The 11,958-nt window shown below is 58.2% G+C and carries 9 protein-coding genes; 2 read left to right on the plus strand and 7 right to left on the minus strand.

All coding sequences use genetic code 11. From position 1 onward, the window contains the following. Window positions 1-66 precede the first annotated feature (66 nt). Window positions 67-519 (plus strand): hypothetical protein, encoded by a 453-nt coding sequence (locus QZ564_RS10745; protein WP_297109148.1) that lies wholly within the window; start codon window positions 67-69, stop codon window positions 517-519. Between the two features lie 6 nt (window positions 520-525). On the opposite strand, the gene QZ564_RS10750 is transcribed toward QZ564_RS10745, so the two are convergent. From QZ564_RS10750 to QZ564_RS10770, 5 genes are all read right to left on the minus strand, one after another. Further along, window positions 526-2,454 (minus strand): hypothetical protein, encoded by a 1,929-nt coding sequence (locus tag QZ564_RS10750; protein WP_297109152.1) that lies wholly within the window; start codon window positions 2,452-2,454, stop codon window positions 526-528. Beyond that, window positions 2,444-7,048 carry a hypothetical protein gene (locus tag QZ564_RS10755; RefSeq protein WP_297109155.1) on the minus strand — a complete coding sequence of 1,535 codons (4,605 nt, stop codon included), beginning with the start codon at window positions 7,046-7,048 and terminating at the stop codon, window positions 2,444-2,446. Before QZ564_RS10755 ends, QZ564_RS10750 begins: the two co-directional genes overlap by 11 nt. Window positions 7,049-7,497: 449 nt before the next feature. Then, entirely contained in the window at window positions 7,498-8,364 is an 867-nt protein-coding gene (locus tag QZ564_RS10760; RefSeq protein ID WP_297109158.1) for a hypothetical protein, read from the minus strand. 12 nt (window positions 8,365-8,376) lie between these two features. Beyond that, window positions 8,377-8,733: a hypothetical protein gene (locus QZ564_RS10765; RefSeq protein ID WP_297109161.1), complete on the minus strand. Its 357-nt coding sequence runs from the start codon at window positions 8,731-8,733 to the stop codon at window positions 8,377-8,379. Between the two features lie 67 nt (window positions 8,734-8,800). Further along, on the minus strand, window positions 8,801-8,962 hold the full coding sequence (locus QZ564_RS10770; RefSeq protein ID WP_297109164.1) for a hypothetical protein: 162 nt from the start codon (window positions 8,960-8,962) through the stop codon (window positions 8,801-8,803). A gap of 258 nt (window positions 8,963-9,220) precedes the next feature. Here QZ564_RS10770 and QZ564_RS10775 point away from each other — a divergent pair, with 258 nt between their 5' ends. Then, window positions 9,221-9,850 (plus strand): tyrosine-type recombinase/integrase, encoded by a 630-nt coding sequence (locus tag QZ564_RS10775; protein ID WP_297109167.1) that lies wholly within the window; start codon window positions 9,221-9,223, stop codon window positions 9,848-9,850. Window positions 9,851-10,182: 332 nt separating this feature from the next. On the opposite strand, the gene QZ564_RS10780 is transcribed toward QZ564_RS10775, so the two are convergent. Next, on the minus strand, window positions 10,183-10,434 hold the full coding sequence (locus QZ564_RS10780) for a hypothetical protein (RefSeq protein ID WP_297109171.1): 252 nt from the start codon (window positions 10,432-10,434) through the stop codon (window positions 10,183-10,185). Window positions 10,435-10,436: 2 nt separating this feature from the next. Next, the gene (locus tag QZ564_RS10785; RefSeq protein ID WP_297109174.1) at window positions 10,437-11,870 is read right to left on the minus strand and encodes a type IV secretory system conjugative DNA transfer family protein; all 1,434 of its coding nucleotides are present in this window, start codon (window positions 11,868-11,870) and stop codon (window positions 10,437-10,439) included. Window positions 11,871-11,958 lie beyond the last annotated feature (88 nt).

Raw genomic sequence — 11,958 nt, forward strand, 5'->3', positions numbered from 1 at the left:
ACCCACAATGGCATTACGGAGACATCTGCGCCCGGGATATGGCGCGGAACGTGTATGTCAGCTGCCATGACTGCCGTTGATGTCACCGCAGACTGGTATTGGGAGGGCAATGTCGTCCGTGCACTGGCACAGTTTCTGTCAGAATCGGGATGGACAATCACCGGGCTCGCCGACACGCGCAGCAAAGCGCGCGGTGTCGATCTTGAAGCCACAAAGGCCGGTGAAACTCTGGTGGTAGAGGCGAAGGGTTATCCTTCCAGCCATTACCGCGATCCAAGAAAGGCTGCTGAAAAGAAATCGACCAATCCAGCGAGCCAAGCACAGCAATGGTATTCGCACGCTCTGCTCAAGGGAATGCGACTTCAGAATCTTTACCCGGAAAGCAAGGTCGCTTTGGCCTTCCCCGATTTTCCGAGATATCGAACACTCTACGGTGAGACCGAGGGAGGGTTGCGCCAACTCGGAATAGGCCTGTTTTTTGTTCGGGAGAATGGAGAGGTCACACCGCTGGACATGTGACTGATTTTACTGCGCTGATGCTTTCACGCTGATGAATGAAGAGAGCGCAGCTTCTGCCCGCGACAGTGTCGCCCATAATGCTGGTTCAAGGGCGCAAAGCGCTTCGATCATTCCATGTAAATTGAGGGCCTGCGCCTTTTCCAGATCACCAAAAGCCAACTCTGTAACCCATTCACCAAGAAATGCTCGCCACTCCCGGATGTCTTCGAAACCATTCGCAGCGATCAGGCAGATACGGAAAGACTGAACGGGATTGATGTTGTCATCGCCCCGCAGGAGAGCAATTCTCGTCAGGACACGCACTTCTCTGGCCAGATCGCGACTTCTGGTCACCGCCGCCACCGTTGCAAGACCGCTTAGCATCGCGAAATGCTGTCCAGACTCCACATTTTCACGGATGCGGTACTTGGCATTCTTGATGACTTCAGCTGCCTGCTGGGCAAGTTCAACAGGCGTGCGGAACACAAGGCAGGTGTTCACCAGCGCGTTGAATGCTGTCTGTTCGAGGGGGCTAACCGACAGGCTTTCACCCACCGCTTCCTGGATTTCTGCAGGTGCATCGACCATGAGGTCGAGACCGCCCTCCAGGGGGCCGGGGAGATAGGAGAACGGGAATTCGAACTGGTCAACCAGGCTGCCCTTTTCCCTGGACTTCAGGATCGGTTCCAGCGGTGTCCCGTCAATCGCCGCCGGATTGCGTTCGGCCGCACCGATAATGCGGCTCACCAGTTCTCTCTTCCATTGATGAGGATTTGCAAAGTCGGGGAGCCATCGCGGTTCTTTTCTTCCATCGATGGAATTCTGCAGATAAAAGGGTGTTCCGCGTCCGGACCTCACCCAGCTTTCCGTGTCGCCGGCGCGCAGGCCAGCCAGGATGAACTCCCTCTCGATTACTGAAGCCTGTGCGAGTGACGCAAGCCGTCTCCAGTACGGTGGTACGTCACGAAGGTCTCCTCCATGGGCAACCCCAGCATCTACAAAGACGAACAGGTTCGATAGCAGAAGCAGACGGCCTTCAGGGTCATCTGGATCGTCATCTCTTATCTGCTCGGCAATCGAAACCAGATCGACGGCCAATGCCGGATATTCCGGCAAATGGCGAAGCCCTAGTTCGAATGCAGACAGCTGCGAAATACGGTCGCCATATGCTGCGGCCCAATTGACCACACGCTCCAGTACTGCGCGATCAAGACCGTCCGGTAGTGACGGCACGAGACTGGCCTGCGATCCCAACAGCAGTGCCTGTTTCAGTCCGGCTCCTGCATTCCACTGCAGCAGCTCCGCCACATGTGCTTTCGCGGGACCCGCCGCGAAAGCCGTCACTGTGTCAGCATCTTTTGCAGAGCCTACTAGTCGTTCATAGTAGGCCAGACCTCGCGGGACGAGCGTATCCGGGTGCGAGCTTCCATTCGACAGGCCGGAACGGATTCCAAACACATTCTGCGTCGGTGTTTTCTCCATGTCGTCATGGAGTTGCTCGATATCGTCATAGTCCACAGGGCCAGCGGTCAGAACTGCCCGCCAGTGGTCGAACTCTCGTCCCACAGCCCTGTTTTCGCTGAACATGCGATCAAGCATGGCTCGCCGGGTGGTATCATCGATTGCAACGAACCACAGTCCTTGCAGTGGTATCTCAAGCTCGCCCTTGACCATTACGGGATAGCCCCGGCCAGAGTCCCAGCGGGCTTCCCATTCCGCGCCAGTCTTATCGAGGACCTTCTCCGGTGTTGACCCTTCCCTGAAGACGCGCCCGACAGCGCCCAGTGTTTCATTCCTGGAGAAGGGGACCGAACTTCCGGGGAAGTTTATGTCGCCGACACTTCGGAGCCCGTTGCGGACCCGGAAGTCGCGATCATGCAAAAGCTCATCCCGGATTGTCTTCGGGAAATATCGCATAAGCTCGAGCACAATTTCCTGGCCTTCCTCATTCAGCATCGCTTTCCTCCTCAGTCAGTCGTCGCGCCAGCTCTTCGATGTAGCTCCTTGTCTGCTCAGTCAGCCATGCCAGTGACGCAGGATCCTCTGACCGCAAGGCCCGCATCAGCGTGTCTTCCATCCAGGACGAATAGCGCCTCATTGTGTCACCGAACGCACCCAGTGGAATTGACAATGTAAGCCAGCAAAGCATCCGGAACCGATTGGTGATGGCGTCCCGGTCATTCGCCTGCTCAAAGCTGTGCGACCATCCCTGGAAGTGAATCAGTCCCAGCAGCCAGTCGGATCGGGCCCGTGCGGTCGCATCATCAACCTCACTATTCCACTGGGCCCTGACGCTTTCGCGAACGCTGGCCAGCAACTGCTCAAACCAGGGCTGGTCCAGGGGGATCTGCAAGGCATTGGTCATTCTCAGCCTTTCGATACTCTCACGTATCGATCTGAGATGAGCGTTTTCCTGTATCTCTCCATTCTGGATGCTGGCTGCGTTCACGAGCCGGACCAGCTCTTCCTGCCTGACGGGCATCATCTGGAAACCACCGCGGCGGAGACGGGTTTCTGACTCCGTGCGGTCCGAGGCGCTCAGCGCTCCTGAATTTTCAAGGATTGCCAGCAGATCGAGGCTGCATCCGATCGGAACGCTACGGCCCTCATGATCGATGTTGGCGTACTTATTCAGCGCCCGGTCATCGACGACCAGAAGATCAACCACGCCTGCGAGCGCAAAAACGCCAGCGGTCGGATGCCGGCCAATATTCGTCAATGTCAGTTCTTCATCGACCCCCTCGGGACCGACAATGACTCTGCCATCGGCGATTCCCTGTGCGAGGCTGGCCCTTACGGATTCAATATGCTCAAGGGTCGCATTGGCGTAGGACTCATGTCGTATCAGTGCGTCTACCCGCTCGGCATGGCCCTCAGAGAAGACGACCCTGTAGCCCGCTGTACCCAATGTTGACAGGAGTTCAAGGTGCTGGAGATATGACACCGCCAGATCATCCAGCAGCAGCGTCGCGCCAGGCTGTATGGTGGGAGCGTCAGGCCAAGGCAACTCATGAACGCGCAGATAGGAATTGGCACGACTCGCCTCTTCCGGAGTGATGTGCCCCTCCGCCAGCAGGGCGGTTATCACTTCGCTGCAGCCGCAGACCACATCGCCATAGGCGCTTAGGTCGGCGTTTTCGCGCATCAGTGTCGAAGGACGGTGAACCGGGCCCGGTCTGACCACCACAGTCTGCCTGCTGTCTTCCGTCCCCAGGCGGGCAGTCTCAAGCATGGCTGCCAGCTCTTCGCCAAATTCATCGACATCATCCATGCCCGGCCTGACGACATCGCCCAGAATGGAGTATTCCGGCTGCGCAAGCAGGTTACGAAGCTCATGAGCATGCTGCACCTGTGTAGGCTGATGGAACTGAACCTTCTGACGCTCATCAAGCAGCCAGGCCAGTGTTGAATGCGGTATCACTGTTCTGCGGAAGCGCTCGAGGACCGTAGAGAGGCGGTCGATGAAGGACAATGTCAGAAGTGAAGTAACCTCAAGAGCGATCGTTGTCTGGTCCGGAGTGATGTTGTCCCTTGCAGCGACGGCATTGGCGCTACTCATTCTCCCGCTATAGTTCAGGAAAAGACTGCGACGCCGGGGATCTGCCTCGTCCAGGTTTGCAAGGGCCGGGGTCAGCAACATGCTGATTGTTGTGCGATTCAGTCTCCTTGCTGCAAGGAACAGGGGCATTTCACCTCTGGTGAGCTGTTCCCATACATCACTCTCTTGGCGCTCCCAGTCAGGACGCATGTCCATGAGGTCATCAAGGGACATCCGCTGGATAGGGCCGTCGTGCTGGTCTGTGCCTTCAATCGCCGTCTGCAGCCAGCCTGCGACCGTTTCATCATTTTCCCATCCGCCGGACACGGCAGCATGGTAGGCAGTTACTAGGACCTCAGGATCTGAGGGTTCTCTTGAGACGGCTTCGCGGATCAGGCTCTGACTTCGTCCCGACCCGATGGCCGCTGCGATCTGGCCCGCCCGCAGGAGGTCTGGAGCTGTTCTTTCTTCTTTGTTCGTCCACGCACTTTCGACGAACGTAGCGAGTGCATCCCAGTCGCCTGACGTTATCGCGATGTTAATGAAAAGGGCTCTGGTATTCTCGTTGTCCTGTGTCGCAAGAAGCGATGCAAGTTCCTGCCGGGCGCGACGCAGTTCGCCCTGCCTGTACAGTGACCATGCGAGGATTCCCCGCAAAGTCTCCGAGCGTTGCAGGAAGTCGTTATGCTGGTCCAGAAATGCGATAACCGCGGGCCAGTCCTCAGACTCATAAGCGGCACGGGCATATGCGGTTGCACTTTTCAGGTCGTTCAGGCGCCCAAAAAGCTCGAGTGCATAGGGGGTCAGGCGACGCCATTCGTTCTGCTGTTGCAGGCGTCCAACGAGAGGCATCAGATCGTCCAGGCTATCACTAACCCGGAACCGCTCTTCGAGAGCGGAAACTGTGTCTTCACCTTGAATCCCTGATAGTTCAGCTTCAAGGGCACTTATGTCGAGTTCGCTCGCAGACCCACTGGATCGAAGAGCTTCAAGCCGCGTACGGGCTTCGGGGAGCCTGTCGGAGTCTGCAAGCGCCCGGATTTCGAAAGCGGATACGGCTGCGGCACTGACCACCCGTCCGAGACGTTCCCGGTTGTTGTCGATGAAATCTGCAACAGCGCCTTTGTCTTCATCCCCCATCGCCAGCATGAAGCGCGCCATAAGGGCGTCGTTGGATGTGTCGCCTTCAGTAGACTCCACAACGGAGATGGCCTGATCGATGGCCGTTCTGTTCAGCGGCAGACCAAACTGGATGGCCATGGGAACGAGATGAACCATAACACCGGGGTCAGACATGCTTCGGGTCAGCTGTTGACGCGCTGCCATGGCTCCTTCCGGGTCACGCAGTGCCAGCCAGAGTGCAAAGTCTTCCGCTCCCCGACGTGCGTGCTCGCATCCAAGTTCGCCGGCTGCCCGCGCTACAGCTGAAAAAGCTTCCCGGGCCTGTCTGCGGTGCTCCAGAGAATCTGCATCCTCCTTCAGAGGGAATTGCGCCCAGTCAAAAGGAACATGGTCAATCAGCATGTCCTGTTTCTCAGCGGGAACTGCTGCCAGCATATGTGCCGTGGCCACGACATGCTGCAAAGGTGGGGAGTAATCCATATCTTCGACTGTTATGCGCTCTGCGTGTTCTAGCGCACGTGGGATATCGAGAGCCGCAATCAGGCGGCCCATATGGACAAACTTCCCGTCAGCATCCAGGTCATCAAACCGGAGGTCAGACTCATCGAGCCACAAGACCGTCTGCTCCGGTTCCAGATTTAAGGTAGCGACCAGGTATCTTGCAGAATGGCCCTGTGGGGTGTTGATCGAAGAAAGGCTTTCGATTGCACCGGCTTTGTCCCCTCGTGCCGAGGCAATGAACGCACTCGCGATCAGAATTTCATCGCTGCTGGCGAGTCTCCGCGCTTCGCCCAACAGACGGTCGGCCTCATTCACATCGATAGTCGACAGTATGCGTGAACTCCACGCAAGGGCGCTGGCTCGCGTCGCGGCAGAGCTATCCTGAAGTTCACCTTCAAGAATGTCACGTGCGAGCTGGCGGGCGTCTTCCACTGGATCAGAACCAACAAAGCGGCGGGACTTGCGCAGACGCGCAATCCTCTCCTGTGCGGTACGATCAATGATCGGGTTAAGAATTCTGCGGGCTGACACCGGACCTGAGCGACGAAGAAGCTCATCGAGTTTTTCGTCCATGTTCCCCAGTTGAGAAGCCTGCCGTGCATCCGCATGCTGACCTGTTGGTGCCTGGAGCACGAAATCCTTCAGAAGGACATACGTATCGGCCTCGCGGTCCGGTGGCTGGACGATTGTGTCATGATTGACATCGAGAAGAATGAACCTGGCCGGAGATGCCAGTCCAAGATCCGAGCTGTCCGTCTCTACGATTTTTCCCCACACTGTTCTCAGGGTTTCGCCCAGTCCGAGAACGTCGAGGCGGTGCCGGGTGACGTAGTCTCTGAACCAGGCATTCAGATCCCGCAAATGTGGGTTATTTCTGTTCAGCCCGCGCGTGGCATCGGTAGGTCTGAAAAGAGCACCGAGACTGACTGCGATCGAGGCCGTTGCAGAACCAAGGTGCGGCGTCGCGATAAACGCGGCTTTTCGTACCCGTCGCTCGAAATCGGCGGTCCGGGGATTGGTAGAAGACTGCCTTTCCGCGAGACGCAGCATTTCCTTGATGATCACGCCGCCCATACTGTAGCCGACAAGTATGATTTGTCCTCGGCCCAGTGCCTGTTCGACCAGGAGGCGTTCGAAAATACCAGTAGCACGGTCCTGCGTTGCCATCGCAATGCCGCCGCGCCACTTGACGCGATCGGCGGGGTAACCAATGCTCCAGACAGCAACGTCTGGCAGCTCTTCTTCGAGCCATGCGGGCCAGAACTCTGCTTCAGAACCCTCACCGGAGATCCATGTGTCTTCGACATCTCCTTTGAGCCCATGAATGAATATCACGTGAGTATTCACGTGTTCGAGCGTGGTTGTTGAAGGTCTCTTGATCTTGACCAAAACCGGGTAGCCTCCTTTCAAGCCATAGTAGACAGAAGGGACGCCGCGAACCACGCGAAATTCTCATTAACTCACTGGGAAAGACGGGATTTACATATTCTGAAACGCGAGCCTTTAAGGGTCGAGGCGAAGTGCGTGTTTACCCGTCAGCCTGAAACAAAGCGATTTAGCCTGGGGCGCATCCTTACGGACCGGGCTGTCGTGAACGGAGCCGGTTGACCGTCTCCGCCATCCGGCATCCATCCCTTGCGCTGGAGTCTTTTTCGCGCGTCGACACGCACTGGTCTCCCGGGGCGCCGCCCCCGCGACGATCAAGGGTGTCCCCGGTCTTCCTGCCGTGCAGACCGGGCGATCCCCCTCCCTTGATCCCCGCACCCCCGGTCTCGCCGACGGGCAGGGTTTCAGGGGGACCTGAACCCTTTCTCCATTCCTTTTCTTTCAGTCACTCCCTACAGCTTCGGGGCACCCGCGCCCTGTGACCTCTGGCCCGCCGCCAGTTCCTGCAACTCCCTTTGCGCCGCATTATCCCGCGCATTGGCAGACTCGAACCGCGCGGCATCAATCACGAACATCTTCATCGAGCCCACAATATCCGGGTTGTTGCGGCCATTCTCATAGCCGGGGCCAATTTCGATCCGCAGATACACATCACACCGGTCCTGCGGGTTGTAGACATTGAGATTGTTCTCGGCCGCCCGGAAGGTCAGCTGGCGCAATGTGTTGAGGTCATGGCCGTTGCGGGGCTGGAAGGTGCGCAATGCATTCAGGGACGGGCAAATCACGCCATCGCCGGTTTTTGCCGCGCCATCGAGGAATCCATACTCAATCACCCGCGCAGAATTCTCCCGGAATTCTCCACTGTCGCTGCCCGGCGGTCCGTATTTGTCGATGATGGCCTGTAGTGTGGCGTCAGCATTCGGATACTCGCTGCCATAGCGCACATCCCGGAACAGCGTGACCAGCTGGTTGCCACTGCCATTGGTCGAGAACACCGCGTAGACATCATCATAGGTCTCGGTGCGCATCATGCCGCTCGGTCCAATGCCAAGAATGAACGGCGTATCGGCAAACTCCAGCGAGGCTTCCACCACATAGGGCGGATTGGCACCCTGCGCTGCGTAGAATTCCTGTGCAGTTGCGAAGGCTTCGTCGGCAGGCTGGCCGGGATAGAACCCGGCCACATCCATCGTCTGTCCATCCGGCAGACCGACACCAATGTCCATCACCTCCACACTCACAGGAAACACGGGCTGGGCAAGGGCAGAGGGCGCAGCCCCCATCATCACCGCAAGCGCGGCGGATCGTACAAGCTTCATCGTCTCTCTCCCTTACCGCACCTGTTCCATCTGCCAGCCATCGGCATTGAAAAACCGGGCCTTGCTCCACTGGCCGGTCTGGCGCTGGCCGCCCACCGTGGCGTTCACCCGGAAATCGCAGACAAAGCCGGGCTGGTTCTGCGCCTCCATGCAGCTGCCTTTCTCCACTTCCGATGCGTCGAGCATCTGGCTTGCCGTCACGCTGGCCCCGCCCGTCTGAGCCAGCATCTGCATCTGGGCCATCACCATCTGGTTGTTGCGGATGGCCTGCTTCATGTCATTGCCGCCCGGTTCCCCGGAGCAGGCAGCCAAGGTGACGGCCACGCCCGCAATCAGCGCGGCGCGCATCATCAGAATTCCTGTGTTCAAAGATTGTCTCCCTCAAAGACGAAAACGCGGAAGCCGTTAAAGCTTCCGCGCGCGTGATGCTTTGCCGTTACCGGCGTTCCTGTTGCTGCTGGCGTTGCCGCTCGATCTCGGAATTGATGATCTCAGCGGTGCGATAATCTCCCACCTGGTGCGGCTCGACCTTCTGAAGGTTCGGGTTCTGCTGGAACTGCTCCTGGACGTTCCGGCGGGTGGCTTCTTCGTGCGACATGACTTTCTCCCAGTGCGCATGAATACGGGTCACCGGAAGGGCATCAGGAAGCGTCAGACAGAATGTCCTATTCTGTTTAAGCTCCTGATTTAGCTTTGAATCTTATTGTTGACTCAATCCCGTGCTGTTATCTTCCAATCGGAAGGCGGTCCGGAACCTGTTGTAATCTGCGGGTTGCAGCGGTGAAGGCGGAAGCCCGAACAGAATAGGACAGAGTGTCGTGTATTCCCGGTGGCGAGGACGCCGGAAACAGACGACATGAGCCTGCGTTTTACCCCACAACCATCACTCCGCGCCCCGGATGGCAGGCGCAAATATCTCACGCCCGATGAGCGGCAACGCTTCATTGAAACGGCCTGGACATGGCCTGATCCATCAGTCGGGACGCTATGCCTGCTGCTGGCTTATTCCGGCTGCAGAATCTCCGAAGCACTGGCGCTGGCAGCAGCGGGCATTGATCACGGGGAGCGCTGCATCGCGTTCCGCTCCCTCAAGAAGCGCGGTGCTGTCGTCATCCGCACCGTGCCACTGCCGGATGATGTGATTGCGCGGTTTCTGGTGATGATACCTTCTGGTGACGCACGTCTCTGGCCCATCTCCCGCAGTACCGCCTGGCAGCGGATAAAGTCCGTCATGCAGGCCGCTGGCATCGGGCAGGGCATTCACGCCACGCCCAAGGGCCTTCGGCATGGTTTTGGCATCCACGCCATCCGAAGTGGCGTCCCCCTCAATCTCGTCCAGCGCTGGCTCGGTCATGCCGATATCGCCACAACGGCCATCTACACGGATGCGCTGGGCGCGGAGGAACGGGAATTCGCGGGCAGGATGTGGGGCGAATCTCAGTCGATCAGATCGGAGTCACTGTCCGATCCGGGTCCAGCCCCGTAGTACCGGGCGGCATTCCTCATCGCCTCGGACTTCCCGTTGTTCGCTTTCATCTCCAGGAGCGCATTGCTCAGGCCCACCGCAATCCGGCGTGCCTCTCCCTCATGCAGTTCCCCGCCAACATTCACGGCCATGCCATCATTCATCACTAGACGGACGCCGCGTACCCATTGAAGGGAACTGGCCGTCGGATTGGGACCGACCTCGATCGTGTTGATATCCGTCTGCCGGTATTCAAGAGTCCGCGCATCCGGCTTTTTTGGAATGCCAGCGGGAACACTGATCGAGCCATCCTGTTCAAACACCACCGAACGCTGTGGCAGCGCCCCGAAAACCTATCTGGCAAAGAACAGCGCAAATCCCCCGAAGGCAAGGGCACCAAAAACGCCAATCCCGCCAGCGCCTCCGGCAGCTGCCATCAGACTGGCGAGCGCTGCCAGCAGCGCCAGGACAAACATGACGCCCATCAGAACCCCGTTGGTGCCACCGCGTATGCCCGCAGACTCTGTCCAGCGCATGCCCGCTTTCTGCAGCTTTCCCGCCGCATCAGCCTCACGGATTGGCTCACAGCTGAAAGTCCTGCTCATGCTCATGCACCTTCCGTGTCTGGTTTGAGGCGTTCAAGGAAAAGGGGCGGACGCCCCGGTGACAGGATCAGCTGCCGACCCGTTTCACGGGCAAGGAAATATCCGACCTCGGCAGCATCCAGCAGCGGCACCGTCCGGAACTGGGTGCGCTCGCCGGTATCGCCACGCTGCTGGCCGCTCTCACCCACAGTATCGAAGCGGGTCTCCAGAATGGTGGTCTGGCCAATCAGCTTTGAAAGATACTCCGTTGTGGTCGCATCGACATTGGACCAGGCTTGGAGAATCCCGGCATTGCCCAGGAACGTCTCCCAGGAATTCGGATAATGGGTCTTGAGCTGCGTAAGGTCCTGCAGCACCACCCACAGCTTGCAGCCCATGCCTGCCATAAAGCCCGCGGCGGTCTCGATAGAGCGCAGATTGCCAAGCGCTGCAAACTCTTCCAGTACCAGCCAGATCGGCAATGCTCCGGCCCGCAACCCTCTCACCGGCTTCTGTTCAATAGCCGTAATGGTCAGGTTGATCATCAGCCGCAGCCACTTTGCATGCGTGGCAAGTCGGGACGCCGGCAGCACCAGGTAGACTGTCATCGGCTTCTCGCTGAGCGACGACAGGTAGAAATCATGCCCGTCCGAAACATGCGTGACATCATCCAGAGGCCAGGTCTGCTCGTTCGCGGTCGACATGATCGACTGAAGTTCACGGGATGGCTGTCCGTTTTCCAGCTTGGCACGAAACGCCCGACCGGTATTGGCGACAATACCATCAAAGACGTCGTTTCCTGCCATGTCCTCGATCAGGCCAATCAGTTCCTCCGTATCGGACGAGAGATATTCGCGCAGCTTCCCGAGCCTGGCCTCCAGTGGGTCCTCCAGCAGATGCAGCACCAGCCCACGGATGAAGTTGCGCGCAGCGTCTGTCCAGTGCGTCTCACTATTGCCGACATGCACGATCAGAGCATCCGCAATCAGTGCGGCATTGGCAGGCTTGAGGTGATCCGGTGCCTCTGTCAGCTCACTGAATGGATTGTACGATGAGCAGAATTCCCGGCATTTCTCCGAGGTGATCCTGAATGGATCCAGAATATGAACGTCACCAAAGCGCCTGCGCGCATGCGCCGTGGTCTCCGCAAGTTCTCCCTTGGGATCAATAACAACGACCGATCCGGGATAGCGCCTGAGATTTGGCACCAGTACCGTGCTGGACTTTCCTGCACGTGTGCCTGCGATGGTGACAATATGGCGGTCGTCACCCGAGCCCGCCGGAAAACCTTCTGCATCCGGATCGCCGATTTCCCGGCCTTCATGAGAGCCGAGCAGAATCTTTCGCCCCGAATAGTCCCATCGCGCGCTGAGCTTTGAGGCATTGCCCCAGCGCCGGTCAGGCGCAGTCTCACCAGCATCAGGACCAAATCCGCGTGGCGGGAATTGCTGTGCCATACAGAATGTCCCCCGGATGAATGGCGGTATCTAGTTGGCAAATATCAGGGGGGCGTCAAGACTGTTGTGCCGCAGGACTGGCGAAGAA

The organism is uncultured Devosia sp. (genome assembly GCF_913055165.1).
Taxonomy (GTDB): domain Bacteria; phylum Pseudomonadota; class Alphaproteobacteria; order Rhizobiales; family Devosiaceae; genus Devosia.